This is a genomic window from Pseudomonas sp. MB-090624, assembly GCF_003205245.1.
In the GTDB taxonomy this organism is placed as follows: domain Bacteria; phylum Pseudomonadota; class Gammaproteobacteria; order Pseudomonadales; family Pseudomonadaceae; genus Aquipseudomonas; species Aquipseudomonas juntendi.
In genome coordinates, this window is record NZ_QJRK01000019.1 from 70,825 (window position 1) to 93,931 (window position 23,107).

The 23,107-nt window shown below is 64.9% G+C and carries 18 protein-coding genes; 12 read left to right on the plus strand and 6 right to left on the minus strand.

The features are described 5' to 3' along the window. Nucleotides 1–393 precede the first annotated feature (393 nt). A complete protein-coding gene (locus DMX12_RS12550; protein ID WP_110677845.1) occupies nucleotides 394–2,724 on the minus strand; it encodes an FdhF/YdeP family oxidoreductase in 2,331 nt (776 codons plus the stop codon). 236 nt (nucleotides 2,725–2,960) lie between these two features. Here DMX12_RS12550 and moaA point away from each other — a divergent pair, with 236 nt between their 5' ends. Further along, nucleotides 2,961–3,965, plus strand: a complete 1,005-nt coding sequence (moaA, locus tag DMX12_RS12555; RefSeq protein ID WP_009686815.1) for a GTP 3',8-cyclase MoaA — start codon at nucleotides 2,961–2,963, stop codon at nucleotides 3,963–3,965. Nucleotides 3,966–3,985: 20 nt separating this feature from the next. Next, entirely contained in the window at nucleotides 3,986–4,885 is a 900-nt protein-coding gene (locus DMX12_RS12560; protein ID WP_054914031.1) for a bestrophin family protein, read from the plus strand. Nucleotides 4,886–4,995: 110 nt separating this feature from the next. Here DMX12_RS12560 and moaB read toward each other — a convergent pair whose 3' ends face one another. Continuing rightward, nucleotides 4,996–5,535: a molybdenum cofactor biosynthesis protein B gene (gene moaB / locus DMX12_RS12565; protein WP_110677847.1), complete on the minus strand. Its 540-nt coding sequence runs from the start codon at nucleotides 5,533–5,535 to the stop codon at nucleotides 4,996–4,998. A gap of 519 nt (nucleotides 5,536–6,054) precedes the next feature. Between moaB and DMX12_RS12570 the strand changes: the two genes are divergently transcribed. Further along, nucleotides 6,055–6,942 (plus strand): LysR family transcriptional regulator, encoded by an 888-nt coding sequence (locus DMX12_RS12570; protein ID WP_047150280.1) that lies wholly within the window; start codon nucleotides 6,055–6,057, stop codon nucleotides 6,940–6,942. On the opposite strand, the gene DMX12_RS12575 is transcribed toward DMX12_RS12570, so the two are convergent. Then, the gene (locus DMX12_RS12575; RefSeq protein WP_110677849.1) at nucleotides 6,930–7,712 is read right to left on the minus strand and encodes an AraC family transcriptional regulator; all 783 of its coding nucleotides are present in this window, start codon (nucleotides 7,710–7,712) and stop codon (nucleotides 6,930–6,932) included. The genes DMX12_RS12570 and DMX12_RS12575 overlap by 13 nt on opposite strands. Nucleotides 7,713–8,088: 376 nt before the next feature. Between DMX12_RS12575 and DMX12_RS12585 the strand changes: the two genes are divergently transcribed. The 5 genes from DMX12_RS12585 (at nucleotide 8,089) to DMX12_RS12605 (ending at nucleotide 14,784) form a co-directional block, all read left to right on the plus strand. Next, the gene (locus DMX12_RS12585; RefSeq protein ID WP_110677851.1) at nucleotides 8,089–9,705 is read left to right on the plus strand and encodes an APC family permease; all 1,617 of its coding nucleotides are present in this window, start codon (nucleotides 8,089–8,091) and stop codon (nucleotides 9,703–9,705) included. A 174-nt stretch (nucleotides 9,706–9,879) separates the two neighbouring features. After that, nucleotides 9,880–10,806 carry a 4-hydroxyproline epimerase gene (locus tag DMX12_RS12590; protein ID WP_110677853.1) on the plus strand — a complete coding sequence of 309 codons (927 nt, stop codon included), beginning with the start codon at nucleotides 9,880–9,882 and terminating at the stop codon, nucleotides 10,804–10,806. Between the two features lie 44 nt (nucleotides 10,807–10,850). Next, nucleotides 10,851–11,798, plus strand: a complete 948-nt coding sequence (locus DMX12_RS12595) for a dihydrodipicolinate synthase family protein (protein ID WP_110677855.1) — start codon at nucleotides 10,851–10,853, stop codon at nucleotides 11,796–11,798. Between the two features lie 149 nt (nucleotides 11,799–11,947). Then, the gene (locus DMX12_RS12600; protein WP_110677857.1) at nucleotides 11,948–13,525 is read left to right on the plus strand and encodes an aldehyde dehydrogenase (NADP(+)); all 1,578 of its coding nucleotides are present in this window, start codon (nucleotides 11,948–11,950) and stop codon (nucleotides 13,523–13,525) included. A gap of 2 nt (nucleotides 13,526–13,527) precedes the next feature. Continuing rightward, nucleotides 13,528–14,784 (plus strand): FAD-binding oxidoreductase, encoded by a 1,257-nt coding sequence (locus DMX12_RS12605; protein WP_110677859.1) that lies wholly within the window; start codon nucleotides 13,528–13,530, stop codon nucleotides 14,782–14,784. Nucleotides 14,785–15,055: 271 nt separating this feature from the next. On the opposite strand, the gene xenA is transcribed toward DMX12_RS12605, so the two are convergent. After that, a complete protein-coding gene (gene xenA / locus DMX12_RS12610; RefSeq protein WP_029886570.1) occupies nucleotides 15,056–16,147 on the minus strand; it encodes a xenobiotic reductase XenA in 1,092 nt (363 codons plus the stop codon). Between the two features lie 49 nt (nucleotides 16,148–16,196). Between xenA and DMX12_RS12615 the strand changes: the two genes are divergently transcribed. Further along, on the plus strand, nucleotides 16,197–16,532 hold the full coding sequence (locus DMX12_RS12615) for a helix-turn-helix transcriptional regulator (protein WP_029886571.1): 336 nt from the start codon (nucleotides 16,197–16,199) through the stop codon (nucleotides 16,530–16,532). 90 nt (nucleotides 16,533–16,622) lie between these two features. On the opposite strand, the gene mqo is transcribed toward DMX12_RS12615, so the two are convergent. Beyond that, nucleotides 16,623–18,260, minus strand: a complete 1,638-nt coding sequence (gene mqo / locus DMX12_RS12620) for a malate dehydrogenase (quinone) (protein WP_110677862.1) — start codon at nucleotides 18,258–18,260, stop codon at nucleotides 16,623–16,625. A gap of 332 nt (nucleotides 18,261–18,592) precedes the next feature. Between mqo and DMX12_RS12625 the strand changes: the two genes are divergently transcribed. The 3 genes from DMX12_RS12625 (at nucleotide 18,593) to DMX12_RS12635 (ending at nucleotide 22,776) form a co-directional block, all read left to right on the plus strand. After that, nucleotides 18,593–19,123: a sigma-70 family RNA polymerase sigma factor gene (locus DMX12_RS12625; protein WP_110677863.1), complete on the plus strand. Its 531-nt coding sequence runs from the start codon at nucleotides 18,593–18,595 to the stop codon at nucleotides 19,121–19,123. Nucleotides 19,124–19,127: 4 nt separating this feature from the next. Beyond that, the gene (locus DMX12_RS12630) at nucleotides 19,128–20,093 is read left to right on the plus strand and encodes a FecR domain-containing protein (protein ID WP_110677865.1); all 966 of its coding nucleotides are present in this window, start codon (nucleotides 19,128–19,130) and stop codon (nucleotides 20,091–20,093) included. A gap of 247 nt (nucleotides 20,094–20,340) precedes the next feature. Next, a complete protein-coding gene (locus tag DMX12_RS12635) occupies nucleotides 20,341–22,776 on the plus strand; it encodes a TonB-dependent siderophore receptor (RefSeq protein WP_110677867.1) in 2,436 nt (811 codons plus the stop codon). A gap of 91 nt (nucleotides 22,777–22,867) precedes the next feature. Here the strand turns inward: DMX12_RS12635 and DMX12_RS12640 are convergent, their stop codons facing one another. Next, complete coding sequence (locus tag DMX12_RS12640) at nucleotides 22,868–23,059, minus strand: YhfL family protein (protein ID WP_003254720.1); 192 nt, start codon at nucleotides 23,057–23,059, stop codon at nucleotides 22,868–22,870. Nucleotides 23,060–23,107 lie beyond the last annotated feature (48 nt).

Here is a 23,107-nt window from a genome sequence, read left to right on the forward strand (position 1 = left end):
CTTTCCCGGTGAACCGTGGCTGATGGCTGTGGGGCATATCGCCGGCAAGGCGCACAGGGATTGCATCAGGGCTGACAGGTGGTTGCCAGGCGATATGCAGCGCCTGGGAGATCGAGCGCCGCCCGCGCGGCGCATCGCGAGCTTTGCTCGCTCCTACGTTTGTTTCGGGCCAATTATGCCTGGGGGATTGGCGCGCGAACGCTTTGGCGCATGCCTCAATATTGTGCCGGACAAACAAGGCGGTCGCGCGCACCTGGCACATGGGTTACTGGCCCGAAACAAACGTAGGAGCGAGCGGAGCTCGCGATGCGCCGCGCGGGCGGCGCTCGATCTCACAGGCGCTGAAGATCCTGCGCCTACCCCCGCCCGCGACAGGGCCCTTGCAGGCGCCCGTCAATCCGAAGCCAGCACCGCCGCAATCCGGTTGCCGGCCTTGGCCTTCTCCAGCTTGATCGCCACAAACTTCGAGGTCGGGGTGTACGTCCCCTCGCCATAACTCTCCAGCGGCACCAGCGGGTTGGTCTCGGGGTAGTAAGCCGCCGCCTGCCCTTGCGGCACGTCATACGCCACCAGGCGGAACCCCGACACCCGCCGCTCCACACCATCCTCCCACAGCGACACCAGGTCCACGTGCTCACCCGGTTCGAAGCCCAGGCGGCGGATGTCGGCCTCGTTGACGAACACCACTTCGCGTAGGCCGAACACCCCACGGTAGCGGTCGTCCAGGCCATACAGGGTGGTGTTGTACTGGTCGTGCGAACGCAGGGTCTGCAAGATCAGGTCGGGCTTGTCCCCGCGGGCCAGCACCTTGGCGTTGACCAATCCCTCGGGCAGCGTGTGGGGCATGAAGCGCGCCTTGCCGGTGGCCGTGCGGAAGTTGCGCTCGGCAGCGTGGTTACCCAGGTGGAACCCGCCAGGGCTGTTCAGGCGTTCATTGAAACGCGCGAAGCCAGGGATGACGTCGGCAATCATGTCGCGGATGCGGTTGTAGTCGGCCACCGCATAGGCCCAGTCGATCGGCTGGTTGCCCAGCGTGGCCTTGGCCATGCCGGCGATGATCCATGGCTCCGAACGCATGTGCGGCGAGCGCGGGCGCAACTGGCCATGGGAGAGGTGCACCATGCTGAAGGTGTCTTCCACGGTCACGCCCTGGGGCCCTGCGGCCTGCAGGTCGATTTCGGTACGGCCCAGGCATGGCAGGATCAGCGCGTCGCGGCCGGTGACCAGGTGCGAGCGGTTGAGCTTGGTGGAAATCTGCACGGTCAGCGCACACTTCTGCAGCGCGGCATGGGTACGCGGTGTATCCGGGGTGGCTTGGGCAAAGTTGCCGCCCAGGGCGACGAACACCTTGGCCCGCCCCTCCTCCATGGCCTTGATCGCCAGCACCGCATTGTGCCCATGGGCACGCGGCACACGGAAGCGGAAGCGTTTTTCCAGGGCGTCGAGCAGTGCTGCCCGGGGCTTCTCGTCGATGCCCATGGTGCGGTCGCCCTGCACGTTGCTGTGGCCGCGCACCGGCGACAGGCCAGCGCCGGGCTTGCCGACGTTGCCGCGCAAAAGCTGCAGGTTGACGATTTCCTGCACGGTTGCCACCGAATGGCGGTGCTGCGTCACGCCCATGGCCCAGCACATGATGACCCGCTCGGCCTTGCGGTACATACGCGCGGCCAATTCGATCTCGGCCAGGGTCAGGCCAGACTGCTGAACGATGTGTTCCCACGCCGTGGCGTCGACCGCCGCCAGGTAGCCATCGATACCGCTGGTGTGTTCGGCGATGAAGGCGTGGTCGAATACTGGCGGTTCGCCCTTGGCCTGGGCCTCGCGTTCCCACTGCAACAGGAACTTGGCAATACCGCGCATGGCCGCCATGTCGCCACCCAAGGCTGGGCGGAAGTACGCGCTGGAAGTCGGCTCGGAGCCATTGCTGAGCATTTCGAACGGGTGCTGCGGGTGCTGGAAGCGCTCCAGGCCACGCTCTTTGAGCGGGTTGAAGCACACCACCTGGGCACCGCGCTTGACCGCTTCACGCAGCGGTTCGAGCATGCGCGGGTGGTTGGTGCCGGGATTCTGGCCAATCACGAAAATGGCATCGGCCAGTTCCAGGTCGTGAAACACCACGGTGCCTTTGCCCACCCCCAGGGTTTCCGACATGCCCGAGCCGCTGGCTTCGTGGCACATGTTGGAGCAGTCCGGGAAATTGTTGGTGCCATAGGCACGCACGAACAGCTGGTAGAGAAACGCTGCTTCATTGCTGGCCCGGCCCGAGGTGTAGAACTCGGCTTCGTCCGGCGATTGCAGTGCGCGCAGGTGCCGGGCAACCAGCTCGAACGCTTCTGCCCAGGTGGTTTCCACGTAATGGTCGGTGGCTGCGTCATAGCGCATCGGGTGCGTCAGGCGGCCTTGGTACTCAAGCCAGTAGTCGGTCTGTTGCTTCAACGCGCTGACGCTGTACTTGGCAAAGAAGGCCGGGTCCACCGAGCGCCCGGTGGCTTCCCAGTTGACCGCCTTGGCGCCGTTTTCACAGAACTTGACCATGTCGCTTTCCGGCGACTCGCCCCAGGCACAGCCAGGGCAGTCGAAGCCGCCGTTCTGGTTGGTCTTGAGCATGGCACGCAGGTTCTTGAAGGCGTTGTCACTGCCCAGCCAGCTCTTGGTCACGCTTTTCAGCGCCCCCCAGCCGGCGGCGGCGCCTTTGTAGTCCCTGATGTGTTCGTCCTGGCTCATGCGGTGAATCCTCACGCTTCGGTGCTTTGTTTCAGCCTATGGAGCGTGGGGCGGGGCGTCCAATCGAAAGATCTTACGGCGTGATAAGCGCTTTCGATCACGGCAGCCAGGCGACGAGCTGCCAGGCCGCATGATAGAGACCGTCGATCATGCAGTCGGACAAAGCAATTTGACGGCCCTGCGCCCAGGTTATAGCTTGGACAGAAATGCCCCCCTTCCCAGACGCGAGCGCGAACGTGGAACAGAACAGCCGGGCCCTGATCGACGGCTTCAACCGGAAAATCGACTACCTGCGGATGTCGGTCACCGACCGCTGCGACTTCCGTTGCGTGTACTGCATGGCCGAAGATATGCAGTTCCTGCCGCGCCAGCAGATTCTCAGCCTGGAGGAACTGTTCCAGGTGGCCGAGCGCTTCGTCGCCCTCGGCACCCGCAAAATCCGCCTGACCGGCGGCGAACCCCTGGTGCGCCAGGGCATCGTCGACTTGTGCGGGCGCATCGCCGCCCTGCCCGGCCTGCGCGAACTGTGCCTGACCAGCAACGGCTCGCAGCTGGGCCGCCTGGCCCAGCCGCTGTTCGACGCGGGCGTTACACGCCTGAACATCAGCCTCGACAGCCTGGACGCCGACCGCTTCAAGCAACTGACCCGTACCGGCGACCTGCACCAGGTGATTGCCGGCATCGACGCAGCCCGGCAGGCCGGTTTCAAGCGCACCAAGCTCAACTGCGTGGTGCTCAAGGGCCGCAACGACCATGAACTGGTCGACCTGGTGCGCTTTGCCATCGACCGCGAGCTGGACATCACCTTCATCGAAGAAATGCCCCTGGGGGTGATCAGCGAGCATGAACGTGGCGAGTCGTTCTGCTCCAGCGATGAAGTACGGGCGCTGCTGGCTGAACAGTTCACCCTGGTCGAGTCCACCGAAACGTCGCAGGGGCCGGCCCGTTACTGGCGCCTGGCCGAAGCGGCCAACACCCGGGTCGGCTTCATTTCGCCGCACAGCCACAACTTCTGCGCCACCTGCAACCGTGTGCGCCTGACCGTCGAGGGCCGCTTGCTGCTGTGCTTGGGCAACGAGCATTCGGTAGACCTCAAGCACGTGCTGCGGGCCCACCCAGGCGACCCCGACCGCCTGGAAAAGGCCATCCGCGATTCGCTGCACCTGAAGCCCTACCGCCATCACTTCGAAGTCGGTGGCGACGTGCAGATCCTGCGCTTCATGAACATGACCGGCGGCTGAGCAGCTGCCTCTGGATTGCCATGATCGTCCACCCCGCACCCGATGTGTTGCGCGTGTTGTTCACCCTCAAGGGTTCGATCATCAAGCGCATTGCCCTGCGCTGCCTGATGGTCACCCTGCTGGCGGCACTGATCGTGCTGGTCGAGCGCCATTACCCGGCGTTTTTCTACCCGGTCAGCGCCACCCCATTCACCTTGCTGGGCCTGTCGCTGTCGATCTTCATGAGCTTTCGCAACAACGCCTGCTATGACCGTTGGTGGGAAGGGCGCAAGGCCTGGGGCAAGCTGATCATCGAGACCCGCTCGTTCGTACGTGAGAGCGTGGTGATCGGCGATGAAGCACTACGCCGTGAGCTGCTGCGCAGCCTGTGCGGGTTTGCCCATGCGCTGAATGCGCGGTTGCGCAACGAAGACGACCTGGCTGCCGCCCGCCCATGGTTGCCCCGGCCCGAGGCGCTCAGCCCGCACAACGTGTGCGACAGTATCCTGCGTGAGGTGGGCAGCCAATGCTCGCGGCTGGCCGAGCGACAACAGATCAGTGACTGGCGTTACAGCCTGCTGGAGCAGCGGCTGGTGGGGCTTACCGAGGTGCAGGCCACCTGCGAGCGCATCAAGGGCACGCCACTGCCGTTTCCCTACACACTGTTGTTGCACCGCACCATCTACATCTTCTGCCTGTTGTTGCCGTTTGCCCTGGCCGAGCCGCTGGGCTGGCTGGCGCCGCTGTTCACCACCATCGTGGGGTACACGTTCTTCGGGCTGGATGCGATTGGCAACGAACTGGAAGACCCGTTCGGGCGGGATGAGAATGACCTGCCTACCGATGCCATGGTGCGGACGGTGGAGCGGGATGTACTCGCGGGGTTGGGGGACCAGCAGTTGCCGCCGGCGTTGTTGCCGGTGGGGCATGTGTTGAGCTAAGGGCCCTATCGCCGGCAAGCCAGCTCCCACAGGGACCACACAGATTTCAGAACCTGTGCAATACCTGTGGGAGCCGGCTTGCCGGCGATAGGGCCGGTACAGGCGAACGATCAGCCCCGGCTTGCACAGGCCTCGATGGGCAGCAGGTGCTTGACGAAGTTGCACGGCCGGTGCCGGGCATCCAGCTGCTCGGCCAGGATCCCCTCCCACGCTGTACGGCAAGCCCCGGTAGACCCCGGCAGGCAGCACACCAGCGTGCGGTTGGCCAACCCGGCCAAGGCTCGGCTTTGCACGGTCGAGGTGCCGATGTCCAGAATCGACAGCGCGCGGAACAGCTCGCCAAAACCGTCGATGCGTTTGTCCAGCAGGCACCCGACCGCCTCTGGCGTGCTGTCGCGGCCGGTAAAGCCGGTACCGCCGGTGATCAGCACCACCTGCACCTGGTCATCGGCAATCCAGGTGGCTACCTGGGCGCGGATCTTGTACAGGTCGTCCTTGAGCAGCGCCCGCGCCACCAGGCGGTGGCCGACCTCTACCGAACGGCTGGCCAGCAGTTCGCCGGAGGTGTCGTTGTCGAAGGTGCGGGTATCGCTGACAGTCAGCACGGCGATGTTCAGCGGTACGAAGACCGCATCGGGTTGGACGCGCACAACAGGAACTCCTTGAATGGCCTTTTCGCCACGCTAAGGGGATGCTCCGAGGGCGTCCAATCGATATGGCGAACCGTTCCATCGACAGGCTCTATCGCTGCCTGGAGGTAGCCGCAGCATCTTCAGCGCCTGTGAGATCGAGCGCCGCCCGCGCGGCGCATCGCGAGCTGCGCTCGCTCCTACGTTTGTTTCGGGCCAATTATGCCTGTGGGATTTGCGCGCGAACCCTTTGGCGCATGCCTCGATGTCGCGCCGTATGAACCAGGCGGTCGCGCGCACCTGGCACAGGGGTTACTGGCCCGAAACAAACGTAGGAGCGAGCGCAGCTCGCGATGCGCCGCGCGGGCGGCGCTCGATCTCACAGGCCCTGCATTTCTTGTGACAAACACCTGTCAGCCCTGACGCGATCCCAGCGGAAGCTGGCTTGCCTGCGACAGGGCCCGCCCAGGCAGCATCTAACAATGGCCAGCCACCGCAGAGTTGGTTAAGGTCAACACACCCCGCATGCCAGGCACTTCCATGGACATCAAGCAGCTCAAGTTCCTCATCGCCCTCGACCAGACCCGCCACTTCGGCCAGGCGGCGGCGCTGTGCCACATCACCCAGCCGACGCTGTCCATGCGCCTGCGCAACCTGGAGGACGAACTGGACCTGGTGCTGGTCAAACGTGGCCAGCGCTTTGAAGGCTTTACCGAAGCCGGCGAGCGCATTCTGGCCTGGGCGCGCACCCTGCTGGCCGCCCACGACGGCCTGCAGGCCGAAGCCGCCAGTTGCCGGGGCCAGGTGGTCGGCAGCCTGCGCCTGGGCACGGTGCCGCTGGCCAGTTTCAACCCCATGCACCTGCTGCTGCCGCTGCGGGAAAAATACCCGGAGCTGCACTTCCAGCTCAGTTCGCTGAGCTCGGAACAGGTCATCGACGGCCTAAGCCGCAACCAGCTCGATCTGGGCATCTGCTACCTGGACCAGGTCAACACCAGCTTCTTCGAAGTGATCGAGCTGGGCATCACCACCATGGGCCTGCTGCATGACACCCGGCACTTCCGGTTTGCCAGCGACAGCTTGCGCTGGGACGAACTCGGCGACATTCCGCTGGGGTTGCTGAGCAAAGGCATGCACTACCGCCAGTCACTGGACCTGAGCTTTCGCAGCCGTGGCCTGGAGCCCAATGCGGTGCTGGAAAGCGATTCGAGCTTCCAACTGATTCAGGCCATCAACACCGGCATGTGCTGCGCGATCATGCCACTGGACTGCGGCCTGGAAGACCTCAGCGAGCACTTGCGCATCCTGCCGGTGGCCGACGCCGCGATCCACAGCCCGGTCGGCCTGCTGCTGCGCCGCAGCGAGCCACGTTCGGCCATTGCCGAGCAGTGCTTTGCCGAGGCGCAGGCACTGTTTCAGGCGGGCTGATCGCTGGTCGCCTGGCGGTATTGGCGCGGCGTAAAGCCGGTCAGTTGCTTGAACTGGCGGCTGAAGGCGCTGTGGTCGGTGTAGCCGCAGCACATGGCCACCTCGGTGATCGGCAATTCTGAATGCAGCAAGCGATGGGCGTGCTCCAGGCGCGCCTTGTGGATCATCTGCCGTGGCGTGAGGTGGAACACCCGTTTGCAATAGCGCTCCAGCTGGGCCACCGAAATGCCCGCGATGCGGGTCAGCTCGCGCATGCTTATCGGCTGGTGAAAGTGCTGGCGGATATATTCGTCCACCGCGGCCAGGCGCTGGTACGCAGGGTGGCTGTCGGCCGCTGACTGCAGGTCGACCGAGATGCCGACCAGGCCAATGATCTCGCCCGCCTGGTTGTACAACGGGCGCTTATGGGTCAGGCACCAGCCTGGCTCACGGCTGCCGTACAGGTGCAGCTCCAGCTGGTCTTCCAGCACCAGGCCCTCCTTCAGCACGCGCCGGTCCTGTTCGGTGTAGCCGGGGCCGAGCTGCGCCGGAAACACTTCGGCGCTGGTCTTGCCCAGCAACGGTTGCAGGCGCTTCAGGCCACAGCGCTGGACCAAGGTGTTGTTGGCCAGCACGTAGCGGGCGGCCGGGTCCTTGATGAAGATCGCAGCGTTGGGGATGGCGTCGAGGATCGGCAGCAGCAGCGAGACACCGGCCAGCAGGGCCTCGAGGGAGGCGGGACGGTGCTGGTCCAGGGATTGGTAGAGGGGTGCCAGGGGGGTGTCGGTCATCTGCTCGATCTCTGTTGGCTTTGTCGGCCCTTTCGCGGGCATGCCCGCTCCCACAGGTACCTCACAATTCCCGAATCCTGTGCTGTACCTGTGGGAGCGGGCGAGCCCGCGAAGAGGCCGGCACTACTCACACATACCTACAGCCCTTATACGGTATGGCCTACAGCCTATTCCCCACCCTTGTGGCTGACCACTGCTTTTTCCCAACTGTGCCGATTTCGTCATGCCCCTTGCAGAAAACCATCAAGAACCGCCGCCCCGATCGGTCCACTCTATGCCCCACGCAAGCCGCCCAAGCCCTACAAGAACGCGGCCCGAAAGCCGCACCTGGTGACATCAGACCTGCCTATCCAATAACCAACAAAAAGGCGAACCCATGTCAGGCAAATTCAAGAAACAGTTATCGCTGCTGGACCTCACCTTCATCGGCCTCGGCGCCATTTTCGGCTCCGGTTGGCTGTTCGCCGCCAGCCACGTTTCGGCCATCGCCGGCCCGGCCGGCATCCTCTCCTGGTTCCTCGGCGGCTTCGCCGTGCTGCTGCTGGGCATCGTGTACTGCGAACTGGGCGCCGCCCTGCCCCGCGCCGGTGGCGTGGTGCGCTACCCGGTGTACTCGCACGGCCCGCTGCTGGGCTACCTGATGGGCTTCATCACCCTGATCGCCTTCTCCAGCCTGATCGCCATCGAGGTGGTCGCTTCGCGCCAATATGCTGCCGCCTGGTTTCCCGAACTGACCATGGCCGGCTCCAGTGACCCCACCGTGCTTGGCTGGCTGGTGCAGTTCGCCTTGCTGGGGCTGTTCTTCTTCCTCAACTACCGCAGCGTGAAAACCTTTGCCAAGGCCAACAACCTGATCAGCGTGTTCAAGTTCATCGTGCCGCTGCTGGTGATCGGCGTGCTGTTCACCTTCTTCAAGCCGCAGAACTTCACCGTGCAAGGCTTTGCCCCCTTCGGTTTGTCTGGCGTGGAGATGGCCGTATCGGCCGGTGGCATCATCTTCGCCTACCTGGGCCTGACACCGATCATTTCGGTGGCCAGCGAAGTGAAGAACCCACAGCGCACCATCCCGATCGCACTGATCCTGTCGGTGCTGCTGTCCACCGCCATCTACGCCTTGCTGCAACTGGCCTTCCTCGGCAGCGTACCCACCGAAATGCTGGCCAACGGCTGGGCCAGCGTAACCAAGGAACTGGCCCTGCCCTACCGTGATATCGCCCTGGCATTGGGGGTGGGTTGGCTGGCCTACCTGGTGGTGGCCGACGCCGTGATCTCGCCCAGTGGCTGCGGCAACATCTACATGAACGCCACCCCACGGGTGATCTATGGCTGGGCGCAAACCGGCACCTTCTTCCGCTACTTCACCCGTATCGACGCCGAGTCCGGCATCCCGCGCCCGGCGCTGTGGCTGACCTTCGCGCTGTCGGTGTTCTGGACCCTGCCCTTCCCGTCGTGGGAGGCGCTGATCAACGTGGTGTCCGCAGCTCTGGTACTGAGCTATGCCGTGGCCCCGGTCAGTGTCGCCGCGCTGCGCCGCAACGCCCCCGAGATGCCGCGCCCGTTCCGGGTGAAGGGCATGGCGGTGCTGGGCCCCCTGTCGTTCATCATCGCCGCACTGATCGTGTACTGGTCGGGCTGGAATACCGTGTCCTGGCTGCTGGCCCTGCAAATCGTGATGTTCGTGCTGTACCTGGTATGCAAACGCTTCGTACCGACCCAGCACCTGTCGCTGGCCCAGCAAGTGCGCAGCTCGGCGTGGCTGATCGGCTTCTACGCGGTGACCATCCTGCTGTCCTGGCTGGGCAGCTTCGGCGGCCTGGGCGTGCTTGGCCACCCATTCGACACGGTGGCGGTGGCCGTCAGTGCGCTGGGCATCTACTACTGGGGTGCCGCTACCGGCGTGCCTGCCCACCTGGTACGCCTGGAAGGCGAGGACGAAAGCGAAGCCAGCCATGAGCCGCTGGCAGGCCAACGCCCGGCCGCACTGGCTGGGTGAAGGCTACTGGCCCTATCGCCGGCAAGCCAGCTCCCACAGGGGCTGCGCTGCCCCTGAGGCGCATGCAATCGCAATACCCCAGAGGCCAATGCAATACCTGTGGGAGCTGGCTTGCCAGCGATGAGGCCCGCACCAGCAGCACATGACCATACAGATCAAACAAGGGACAGGCCCATGAAACAGATTCACGTCATCGACTCCCACACCGGCGGCGAGCCTACCCGCCTAGTGATGCAGGGCTTCCCGCAACTGCATGGCCGCAGCATGGCCGAGCAGCGCGACGAACTGCGCGAGCTGCACGACCCGTGGCGCCGCGCCTGCCTGCTGGAGCCACGCGGCAACGATGTGCTGGTGGGCGCGCTGTACTGCCCGCCAGTGTCTGCCGACGCCACCTGCGGGGTGATCTTCTTCAACAACGCCGGTTACCTGAACATGTGCGGCCACGGCACCATCGGCCTGGTCGCTTCGCTGCAGCACCTGGGCCTGATTGCACCCGGCGTGCACAAGATCGACACCCCGGTCGGCCAGGTCAGCGCCACCTTGCATGAAGACGGCGCCGTCACTGTCGCCAACGTGCCCGCCTACCGCTACCGCCAGCACGTGGCGGTGGACGTGCCCGGGCATGGCGTGGTGCATGGCGACATCGCCTGGGGTGGCAACTGGTTCTTCCTGGTTGCCGAACACGGCCAGCGCATTGAACTGGATAACCGCGAGGCCCTGACCGCGTACACCTGGGCCATGCTCAACGCCCTGCAAGCGCAAGGCATTACCGGCGAGCACGGCGCGCCCATCGACCACGTCGAGCTGTTTGCCGATGACGCCAACGCTGACAGCCGCAACTTCGTGATGTGCCCCGGCAAGGCCTACGACCGCTCGCCCTGCGGCACCGGCACCAGCGCCAAGCTGGCCTGCCTGGCGGCCGACGGCAAGCTGGCCGAGGGCCAGACCTGGGTGCAGGCCAGCATCACCGGCAGCCAGTTCCAGGGCCGCTACCAGCGCGACGGCGAGCGGATTCGCCCGTTCATCACCGGCCGCGCCTACATGACCGCCGACAGCACCCTGCTGATCGACGAACAGGACCCATTCGCCTGGGGCATCTGAGCCCCGGCTTTTGACCCACCCGAATTTCGCCAGGAGTAACTTGCATGAACAACAATATCTTCACCGGCACCATGCCCGCCCTGATGACCCCGTGCACCGCCGAGCGCAAGCCGGACTTCGACGCGCTGGTGCGCAAAGGCCGTGAACTGATCGAGGCCGGCATGAGCGCCGTGGTGTACTGCGGCTCGATGGGCGACTGGCCGCTGCTGACCGAGGCCCAGCGCCAGGAAGGCGTGGCACGCCTGGTGGGCGCCGGCATCCCGACCATCGTCGGCACTGGCGCGGTGAACACCCGCGAGGCGGTGGCGCATGCCGCCCACGCCGCCAAGGTTGGCGCCGCCGGGCTGATGGTCATCCCCCGCGTGCTTAGCCGCGGCGCCTCGCTGATCGCGCAAAAACACCACTTCTCGGCCATTCTCGCCGCGGCACCGAAGCTGCCGGCCGTGATCTACAACAGCCCCTACTACGGCTTTGCCACCCGCGCCGACCTGTTCTTCGAACTGCGCAGCGCATACCCCAACCTGATCGGTTTCAAGGAGTTCGGCGGTGGCGCCGACCTGCGCTACGCCGCAGAACACATCACCTCCAAGGACGACGACGTGACCCTGATGGTCGGCGTCGATACCCAGGTGGTGCATGGCTTCGTCAACTGCAACGCCACCGGTGCCATCACCGGCATCGGCAACGCCCTGCCGCGTGAAGTGCTGCAACTGGTAAACCTGAGCAAGCAGGCGGCCAAGGGCGACGCCCGCGCCCGCCGCCTGGCGCGTGAGCTGGAAGCGGCGTTGGCGGTGCTGTCGTCGTTCGATGAAGGCTGCGACCTGGTGCTGTACTACAAGCATTTGATGGTGCTCAACGGCGATCGCGAGTACAGCCTGCATTTCAACGAGACCGACGCGCTGACCGACGCCCAGCGCAACTATGCCGAGCAGCAGTACGCCCTGTTCCGCACCTGGTACGCCAGCTGGTCGGCCGAGCAGAACCTGGCCTGATCCAGCGGCCCCTGTGGGAGCGGGCATGCCCGCGAAGTAGACGCCGCGGGGTGCATGGCACCGGCTTCGCCGGTGTTCGCGGGCGCGCCCGCTCCCACAGGGTCAGCAGTACACCCTTGCTATTGCATGTGATTTCCCAAGGAGGCTCCATGACCCTGACAGGCAACCTGCTCATCGGCCAGACGCCGGTAACCGGCAGCCGCGAAGCCATCCAGGCGGTCAACCCGGCCACCGGCCAGGCACTGCAACCCGCCTACCTCGGTGGCACCGGCGACCACGTGGCCCAGGCCTGCGCCCTGGCCTGGGCGGCGTTCGATGCCTACCGCGAAACCTCGCTCGAACAACGGGCCCACTTTCTCGAGACCATCGCCGCGCAGATCGAAGCGCTGGGTGATGCCCTGATCGACCGGGCCGTGGCCGAAACCGGCCTGCCCAAGGCGCGCATCCAGGGCGAACGCGGCCGTACCTGCACCCAGCTGCGCACCTTCGCCCGTGTCGTGCGCGCCGGTGAATGGCTGGATGTGCGCATCGACCAAGCCCTGCCCGAACGCCAGCCGCTGCCGCGCAGCGACCTGCGCCAGCGCCAGGTGGCCTTGGGGCCGGTGGCCGTGTTCGGCGCCAGCAACTTCCCCTTGGCCTTCTCGGTGGCCGGCGGTGACACCGCCTCGGCATTGGCTGCAGGCTGCCCGGTCGTGGTCAAGGCCCACAGCGCGCACCCCGGCACCAGCGAACTGGTCGGCCAGGCCCTGGCGCAGGCGGCGCAACAGTGCGGCTTGCCAGAAGGCGTGTTCTCGCTGCTGTACGGCGCCGGCCATGAAGTCGGCATCGCGCTGGTCAGCGACCCGCGCATCCAGGCGGTTGGCTTCACCGGCTCGCGCAGCGGTGGCATGGCGCTGCGCCAGGCTGCCCAGGCACGCCCGCAGCCGATCCCGGTGTATGCCGAAATGAGTTCGATCAACCCGGTGTTCCTGTGCAACGCGGCCCTGCAAGCCCGCGGCGAAGCACTGGCGCAAGGCTTTGTCGCGTCGCTGACCCAGGGCGCCGGCCAGTTCTGCACCAACCCGGGCCTGGTGATCGCCCGCCAAGGCCCGGCCTTGCAGCGTTTCATCAGTGAGGCCAGCCACCACCTGCAACAGGCGGCCGCGCAAACCATGCTCACCCCGGGCATTTTCAGTGCGTACCAGGCCGGCGTCGCGGCCCTGGCGGAAAACGCCAATGCCCAGCCCGTCGCCAGCGGCCAGGGCGGCACCGGCCCTAACCAGTGCCAGGCGCAACTGTTCGTCACTCAGGCCGAGGCCTTCCTTGCCGACCCGGCGTTGCAAGGCGAGGTGTTCGGCGCGGCCTCGTTGCTGGTCGCCTGCAGCAGCGATGAGCAAATGTGCCAGGTTGCCGAGCACTTGGAGGGCCAATTGACCGCCACCCTGCACCTGGCCGAAGCCGACATCGACAGCGCCCGCGCCCTGCTGCCCACCTTGGAACGCAAGGCCGGGCGGCTGTTGGTCAACGGCTGGCCGACCGGGGTCGAGGTGTGTGACGCAATGGTGCATGGCGGCCCGTTCCCGGCCACCACCGATGCGCGCACCACTTCGGTGGGTACAGCGGCGATCCTGCGTTTCCTGCGCCCGGTGTGCTACCAGGACTTCCCCGATGCGCTGCTGCCACAGGCCCTGCAACAGGCCAACCCGCTGCAACTGCGGCGCCTGCTGGACGGTAAACGGGAAGACTGAGCATGCACCAAACCGCTGAAACCGACATCGCCGTGGTGGGCGCCGGCATCGTCGGCGTCGCCTGCGCCCTGCAACTGGCCCGTCAGGGCCGCCGGGTCACCCTACTCGACCGCCAGGCGCCCGGCCATGGCGCCTCGTTCGGCAATGCCGGGCACCTGGCGACCGAGCAAGTGTTCCCGATTGCCGACCTGTCGATCCTCAAGCGCCTGCCACGCATGCTGCTCGACCCCATGGGCCCGCTGCGGCTGGACTGGAAGTACCTGCCCAAGGCCATGCCGTGGTTCACCCGGCTGCTGCTTAACCTGCGCCCGGCGCCGTTCCAGCGCAGCGTGGCCGGCATTCGCCGGTTGAACGAAGCCAGCCTGGGTGCCTGGCAACAGCTGCTGGGCTCGATCGGGCGCAGCGAGCTGTTCCACGCAGCGGGCTCGCTGCTGGTGTTCGAGCGCCCCGAATCACGGCAGGCGCTGGCGGCGTTGCAGGGTCGCCTGCAACAGCAGGCCGTGCCCGTGGATTACTGGTCGGCACACGCCGTACGCGCAGCCGCGCCCCAGCTGAGCGAGTCGTTGCTTGGCGGGTTGTTTTTCCCCAGGACCGGGCATTTCATCGACCCCTACCGGGTGGTCTGCGCGTTGTTCGAGGCGGCCAAGGCCAGCGGCGTGCGCTTTGTGCAAGCGCAGGTAGAGGGTGGCCACCTGCACAGCGGCGGGGTCAGCCTGGCCAGCGCCCAGGGCACGTTCAACGCCCGCCAGGTGCTGCTCAGTTGCGGTGCGCATTCGGCACGGCTCACCGCTGCCCTGACCGGCAAACGGGTGCCGCTGGACACCGAGCGTGGCTACCACCTGATGCTGCCTGGCGAACACCAGCGCCTGCCCTTTGCGGTCACTTCGCTGGAGCGCAAGTTCATCATGACCCCCATGGCCGATGGCCTGCGCCTGGCGGGCACGGTGGAGTTCGCCGGGCTGGAGGCGCCGCCGAGCATGCAGCGGGCGTGGCAGTTGCACCGCTTGAGCAAAGGCTTGTTTCAGCAGGAGCTGAGTGTTGAAGGCGCCACGCCGTGGATGGGCTTTCGGCCTTCGCTGCCCGATTCACTGCCGGTGATCGACCGTGTGTGTGACGGGCGGGTGCTGTTGGCGTTCGGGCACCAACACCTGGGGTTGACCCAGGCGGCGGTCACGGCGCAATGGGTGGGGCGTTTGGCCGAGCGGGCTGGCGGGGCCGAGCTGGCGGCTTACCGGCTGGGCCGTTTTGGGAGATTCTAGGGGCTTGCCGATGGCATCACTCGGCGCGGCATCTTCAGGGTTTGGGAGATCGAGCGCCGCCCGCGCGGCGCATCGCGAGCTGGCGCTCGCTCCTACGTTTGTTTCTGGCCAATTATGCCTGTGGGTGTTGCGCGCGAACGCCTTGGTGTATGGCGCGATATCGCGTCGTACGAAAAGGCGGTCGCGTGCGCCTGACACAGGATGGACTGGCCCGAAACAAACGTAGGAGCGAGCGCCAGCTCGCGATGCGCCGCGCGGGCGGCGCTCGATATCAGCGATAACGCTCAAGCCAGTGCGCATAAGGCGCTGGCAAGGTCCAGGAGGCTTTTTCCACCCCCAGCTCCTTGGCCGCAAAGTAGGCCCAGTGCGGGTCGGCCAGGTGCGCGCGGCCTACCGACACCAGGTCCAGCTGGTTGGCCTGCAATGCCGCTTCGGCCAGCTGCGGGGTACCGAAACCCCACGCCGACGTCACCGGCAGCTTGGCTTCACGGCGCACACGCTCGGCAATCGGCCCCATGAACGCCGGGCCCCATGGGATGTTGGTATCAGGGATGGTAAAGCCGACACTCACGCTCAGCAGGTCCAGGCCGCCAGCCTTGAACCGCCGCGCCAACTCGATCGACTCTTCCAGGGTCTGCTCATCACGGCCGTCGTATTCCAACACGCCAAAACGCGCCGTCAGCGGCAGGTTTTCTGGCCACACTTCACGTACTGCAGCCAGGGTTTCCAGCAGGAAGCGGCTGCGGTTGTCGAAACTGCCACCGTAGGCATCGGTACGCTTGTTGGAATGCTCGGAGAAGAAGCTCTGCCCCAGGTAGCCGTGGGCAAAGTGCAGCTCGATCCACTCGAAGCCGGCATCGCGTGCACGGCGGGCGGCATCGACGAAGTCCTGCTTGACCCGGGCGATGTCGTCCAGAGTCATGGCACGCGGCACTTTTGGCAGGTGTGCACCAAAGGCAATGGCCGACGGGGCAATGGTTTCCCAGCCGCGGGCATCGTCGGCGGCAATATGGTCGTCACCTTCCCAGGGCCGGTTGGCGCTGGCCTTGCGCCCGGCGTGGGCGATCTGGATGCCCGGTACCGAACCTGCTGCCTTGATCGCCTGTACCACCGGTACGAACGCCTGGGCATGGGCGTCGCTCCAGATGCCGGCGCAACCGGGGGTAATGCGCCCCTCCGGTGCCACCGCCGTGGCTTCGACCACCAGCAAGCCGGCACCGCCACGGGCCATGCCGGCCAGGTGCACATGGTGCCAGTCGTTGATCATGCCGTCCTCGGCCATGTACTGGCACATCGGCGGAATGGCGATGCGGTTGCGCAGGGTGACGTCCTTGAGGGTGTAAGGTTGGAACAACGCGGACATGGGAAACTCCCGGGCTATATGGATACGATTGTTCGATCATAATCGAACTATGGCAATAATGGAAACCCCCGGTATCATGTGCAGCATGCGAGCCTATAAACATCCCAACCCTGAAGACCTGGTGCTGGAGCGCCTGCTGTACGCCCTGAGCGACCCCGTGCGCATGGGCATCGTGCGCCAGCTGGCCGGTGTGGCCGAAGCCACGTGCGGCGAACTGGACGGCGGCCGGCCCAAGTCGAGCATGTCCCACCACTTTCGCGTCTTGCGTGATGCAGGGTTGGTGCATACCCGCAATGTGGGCACAACCCATATGAATTCGCTGCGCAGCGAAATGCTGGAGGCCCGCTTCCCGGGGTTGCTGGCGTGCATTCTGCGCCAGCAGTAATACCTGCCCTGCGCCGCAAACAGCCCCAAACAGGCAACAAAAAAGCCACGAGGTCACCCCCGTGGCTTTCGGTCACAACCTGGCGGCCAATTACAGCGCCATGTCGTTCTCTGGCTTGCTTTCAACCGGTTGGCTTGGCGCAACGGTGGTACCGACGCTGGCGTCGATCACCGGTGGCTTCTCCAGTTGCAGTACTTCAGCGGTGTAGTTCCACTCTTTCTGGGTGGCCGCTGCCGAATCATTGAGCTTGGTGCCATAGCTCGGAACGATCTGCTTGATCTTGGCCTGCCACTCTGGGGTAGCGACCTTCTCCTTGAACACGGTTTCCAGCACGTTGAGCATGATCGGCGCAGCGGTCGAAGCACCTGGCGAGGCACCCAGCAGGCCTGCGATGGTGCGGTCTTCGGAGGCCACCACTTCGGTACCCAGCTTCAGCACACCGCCCTTCTCGGCATCACGCTTGATGATCTGCACGCGCTGGCCGGCCTGCCACAGTTTCCAGTCTTCCTTCTTGGCGTTCGGGAAGTAGGTGCGCAGGGCTTCGAAGCGGTCGTCGTCAGACAGCATCAGCTGGCCAGCGAGGTACTCCACCAGCGGGTACTGCTCGATACCGACCTTGGTCATCGGCCACACGTTGTGGGGGGTGGTGGTGCTCAGCAGGTCCAGGTACGAACCGTTCTTCAGGAACTTGGTCGAGAAGGTGGCGAACGGGCCAAACAGGACCACGCGCTTGCCGTCCAGCACGCGGGTGTCCAGGTGCGGTACCGACATGGGTGGCGCGCCGGTCGAAGCAATACCGTAGGCCTTGGCCATGTGCTGCATGGCCACGGTCGGGTTCTCGGTGACCAGGAACGAGCCACCCACCGGGAAGCCTGCGTATTCCTTGGCTTCAGGAATGCCCGACTTCTGCAGCAGCTTCAGGGCACCACCGCCGGCACCGATGAACAGGAACTTGGCGTCGGTGGCCGACTCGGTACCGTCCTTCAGGTTCTTGTACTCGACGTGCCAGGAGCCATCCTTGTTGCGGGTGATGTCCTGCACTTCGCTGGACAGCTTCAGGTCGAAGCCTTTCTGGGTTTGCAGGTGGCCAACGAACTGGCGGGTGATCTCGCCGAAGTTCACGTCGGTGCCGATTGGCGTCCAGGTCACGGCCAGCTTCTGGCTAGGGTCGCGGCCTTCCATCATCAGCGGGACCCACTTGGCGATCTGCGCGTGGTCCTCGGAGTACTGCATCGGGCGGAACAGCGGGCTGGCCTGCAGCGCGTCGTAACGCTTCTTCAGGAACTTGATGTTGTCATCGCCCCAGACGAAGCTCATGTGCGGGGTGGTGTTGATGAACGAATGCGGGTTCTTCAGCACGCCCTGGCGGACCTGCCACGACCAGAACTGACGGGAAATCTGGAAGGCCTCGTTGATTTCGATGGCCTTGGAGATATTGATGTTGCCGTCTTTGTCTTCCGGGGTGTAGTTCAGCTCGGCCAGCGCCGAGTGGCCGGTACCGGCGTTGTTCCAGCCGTTGGAGCTTTCTTCGGCCACGCCGTCCAGGCGCTCGACCATTTCCATCGACCAGCTTGGCTCCAGCTCGTGCAGCCACACGGCCAGGGTGGAGCTCATGATGCCGCCGCCGACCAGCAGTACGTCGACTTTCTTGGTTTCTGCGGCGTGCGCTTGCATGCAGCTTGCAGCGACAGCCAGACCCAGCAAGGTCTTGCCAGCTTTCTTGAACATTGATCAATTCCAGTCATAAGAACAGAGGGAGGGCCTGTGGCTGGCCCAAGTAAAGCGTGTTCTTCAGCGCAGGCTTGTTATTGATCATTGTTCAGCAGCTAGAGAACGAGAAAACGACCCTGCCTTTGTCGAATTGACTGACTTGGCTGAATCGTTTTGCCGATTGTACTTGAAATGCCTGCACAAACAAATTGCAGCCCTTTACGTCAAGGCGGCAGGTTGTCCCATGGCGCGCAGGCAAAACATCTTGCCGATTGCAGTATTGCGCCGACAGCCCTACTATTGCGATCATTTCTCATTCGCACCCTTTCGCGCTCGCGCCGGATGCCGCCGTGGTTTCGATACCCGAGTTGAATCACCCGCTTCATCGCCTGTACCACAGCCATTCGCGCTGGCTGCTCGGCTTTTTGTACCGCCGGCTGGGTTGCCGCTGCGATGCCGCCGACCTGGTTCAGGACACCTTCGTGCGGATGCTCAAACGCCCGCTGCCGCAGGGTGGCGAGCGTGGCCAGCGCTCGTACCTGGCGACCATCGCCCGCGGCCTGTGCGTGGACCACTGGCGCCGGCAGAAGCTGGAGCACGCCTGGTTACAGTACCTGGCCCTGCAGCCCGAGGCCGTGCAGCCCTCCCCCGAACAACGCGCGATCATCGTCGAAACCCTGCACGAGGTGGATGCCATGCTGCTGCGCTTGCCGGGCAAGGTGCGCCAGGCGTTCCTGCTGGCGCAGATAGACGGCCTGGCCTACCGCGACATTGCCGCCCACCTGGGCGTGAGCGAACGCATGATCAAGAAGTACCTGGCCCAGGCGTTTCTGCACTGCGCCATTCTGGAAGCCGAACTTGACGGCTTGCTGGTGGAGTAACGCCATGACCGCACCCGCCCACACGCTCAGCCACACCAGCCTGCAGCAGGCCGCCCACTGGTACGTGCAATTGCAGGACGAACATGCCACCCCTCAGTTGCACCAGCAATGGCTGCACTGGCTGCAGCAGCACAGCGACCATCAGGCGGCCTGGCACTATGTGCAGCGGGTGGGCCAGCGCTTTGCCCCACTGCAGGGCGAAGGGGTGGCGGCCAGCCAGGCATTGCGCCAGCAGGACGCGCGCCGCTTCAGCCGGCGCAGCGGGCTCAAGTCGCTGCTGGTGCTGGGCGCGGGCTCGCTGCTGGGCTGGCGGGCCTGGCAAGGCGCACCCCTGGCGGGTTGGGGGGCAGACCTGGCCACTGGTATCGGTGAAATCCGCGAAACCCGCCTGGCCGATGGCAGCCAACTGTGGCTGGCCGCACAAAGTGCCGTGGATTTGCAGTTCACCCCGCGCAGCCGGGTGTTGGCGCTGCGCTTCGGCGAACTGCTGGTGGAAACGGCCCACGACCCACGCCGGCCGTTCTTCGTCGACACCGCGCAAGGGCGCATGCACGCCCTGGGTACGCGCTTTGCCGTGTGCCAGCAGGGCGAAAACACCCGGCTGGCCGTGTACGCCGGCGCCGTGGAGGTGTGCACCGCGCTTGGCGGCGAACGCCGCACTGTGCAGGCCGGGCAGCAGTTGGCGTTCAATGCGCGGGCCGTGGGCGCTACCCGCGCGGCGCAAAGCGCAGGCGAGTCGTGGGTTCAGCACAGGCTGAACGCCGAAGGCATGCCCTTGGCGCATTTGCTGCAAACCCTTGGGCGCTACCGCCATGGGCACCTGGGCTGGCACCCGGAGGTGGCGACGTTGTCGGTGATGGGGGCGTTTCCGCTCAACGATACCGACCGGGCGCTGGAATTGCTGCAAGCGGCACTGCCGGTGCGGGTGCAGCGGCTGACGCCGTGGTGGGTCACAGTCGAGCCGGCTTGATACCTGAACACCTTTGAACCCAGCGCCTTGCATCGCGCTGGATTCTTCGCGGGCATGCCCGCTCCCACAGAGACAGCGTGAACGCGAAGCCGGCGCAGTACCTGTGGGAGCGGGCGAGCCCGCGAAGCAGGCGACGCGATGTTCATCAGTTATGAAAATTAATGCCAAGCCAGTTCCCTTTTTCCAATCGCGTTCGGTTAACCCGGCATAGCCCGTCCAACTCACCTTACCGACTCCAGAGACCCGCATGCCGACGCCCTTCCAACCCATGCTTCGCCTGGCGCTTGCCGCGCCCCTTTCGCTGTGTGCCGCCGCACCGCTGATGTTGCCGGCCAACCTGGCCCATGCCGAACAGCCCGCCGAAACCCGCTTCGATATCGCCCCCGGCTCGCTCGCCAGCGCCCTCAACCAGTTCAGCAGCCAGGCCGGCATCTACCTGGCCGGCAGCAACGAGCTGGCCGCCGGCAAGCTCAGCCAAGGCCTGCAAGGCCGCTACAGCGTGGCCCAGGGCCTGGCCCGCCTGCTACAGGGCAGTGGCTTGCAAGCGGTTGCACAAGGCAACGCCGGCTATGTGCTGCAACCGCTGGCCGAGGGCAACGCCCTGCAACTGGACGCTACCGCGATCAATGCAGCCACCCTGCTGGTCAGCAACGGCCAGAGCGACACGGGTTACCGTGCGGTCGCCAGCAGCACGGCCAGCAAGACCAGCAGCGCCCTGGCCGATACCCCCCGCTCTGTCTCGGTGGTGACCCGCCAGCGCCTGGACGACCAGCAGTCACAAACCCTCACCGAAGTGCTGGGCTATGTGCCGGGCATTTTCTCGCCGCCCTTCGCCGGCGGCGATGGCCAGGCCGGCGACCTGTTCTTCATCCGCGGCTTCAACGCTACCGATTACGGTTATGGCCTGCTGCGCGACGGCCTGCGGGTACAGGGCAACCGCTACGACACCAGCAGCGAACCCTATGGCCTGGAGCGGGTGGAAGTGTTCCGCGGGCCGACTTCGATCCTGTACGGTGAAAACGCCCCCGGCGGCGTGGTCAACCTGGTCAGCAAGCAGCCCACCGCCGAGCCCCGCGGGGAAGTGCAACTGAGCTACGGCTCGCACAACCGCCGCCAGCTGGGCGTGGACATTTCCGGGCCATTGACCGATGCGGGCAATGTACTGGGCCGCCTGGTGATGCTGGGCCGCAACGCCGATACCCAGGTCGACCACCAGCCCGACGACCGCCTGTACCTTGCCCCTTCGCTGACGCTGAATTTCGATGATGACAACAGCCTGACCGTGCTGGCCACCTATCAGCGCGACCGCACCCTGATGGAGCTGGGCTTCCCCGCCGCCGGTACCCTGCTGCACAACCCCAACGGCAAGATCGACAAGGACCAGTTGTCCGGCAACCCGGACTGGGACAACTTCGAGCGGGAAACCTGGAGCCTGGGGTACGCGTTCAGCCACCGCTTCAACGACACCTGGCAGTTCCGCCAGAACTCGCGCTACCTGCAGTCGCGCATCGACCGCCAGGAAATGTGGCCAGGCAACCTGAACGACAACGGCTTCGGCAGTACCCTCGGCAACACAGCCTACGACCGCTATAACAAGTCCATTGCCTACTCGCTGGACAACCAGTTCGAAGGCCACTTCACCCCCGGCGCCTTCGACCACACCGTGCTGGCAGGGCTGAGCCTGGACCGCACCTCATTCAACCAGGACTGGAATGCCGGCAACGGCGGCACCATCAACGTATTCGCGCCGGTCTGGAACGGCAAGCCGAGTACGCCGACGCCTGTGCAGAACGCCCTGCTGGAACAGACCATGTACGGCCTCTATAGCCAGCTGCAAACCAAGGTCGACCGGTGGGTGCTGCTGCTGGGCGGGCGCCTGGACCGGGTCAACAGCCAGTACCGCAACAAGGCAGGCACCCTCAACGCCGCGGCCGACATGAACAGCTGGGACAGCAAGTTCACCTGGCAAACCGGCGTGATGTACCAGTTCGACAATGGCCTGTCACCGTACGCCAGCTATGCCACCGCCTTCGCCCCGACCCAGCAGACCGAAAGCAGAAGCGGCCCACTCGACCCCACCACCAGCGAGCAGTACGAACTCGGCATCAAGTACGAACCCAAGGGCTGGAACACCGCCGTTACCGCATCGGTGTTCGACCTGCGCAAAAAGGACGATGTGCTCTACGACGCGGCCGTGGGTGACTACCGTCAGATCGGCGCCAGCCGCGCCAAAGGTGTGGAGCTTGAACTGAACAGCGACCTCAGCGAGCACGTCAACCTGACGGCCGCCTACACCTACACCGATTCGCGCATTACCAAGGACGTGGCTGGGTCGTTGTACGAAGACCACCAGATGACCGGCGTGCCGCGCAACCAGGCATCGGTATGGGGCACCTACCGCTGGCGTGACGGGCTGCTCAAGGGCCTGCAGCTTGGCGGCGGCGTGCGCCACTTCGACAGCACCTTCGCCTACACCCCGGCCAGCCTGTACGGCACGCTGGATACGGGTGACGTAACCTTGGTGGACGCCAAGGTAGGCTACGAGATAGACGACAACTGGTCGGTAGAGGTGAACGCGCGCAACCTGTTCGACAAAGAATACGTGGCAGGCTGCAATAACGCCGGGCGCTGCTACTGGGGTGAAGAGCGCACCTTGCTCGGCACCGTTTCGCTGCGCTGGTAACCCTTGCCCGGACAACAAAAACCCCCGGCCATTTGCATGACCGGGGGCATTGGATCACGCCGCAAGGGGCGCGATCAGGGTACCGCCAAGATTACTGCTGCTGAGGCAGTTTGTCGATCGGGCCGCAGCCACCGATGATCTTGGAGATGGAAACCGAAGGGTGGAACAGGTAGTCGTAGGTGCAGTTTTTCGGTTGGTTGTAAACCTGGCCAGTGCAACCCGACAGCAGGGCAACACCCGAAACGACAGCAACGGCTACAGTGGCCTTGAACAGCTTTTTCATTACTAAGTCCTTTAAATGAAACATTTGCGGCCATCGTCTGATGGCGGC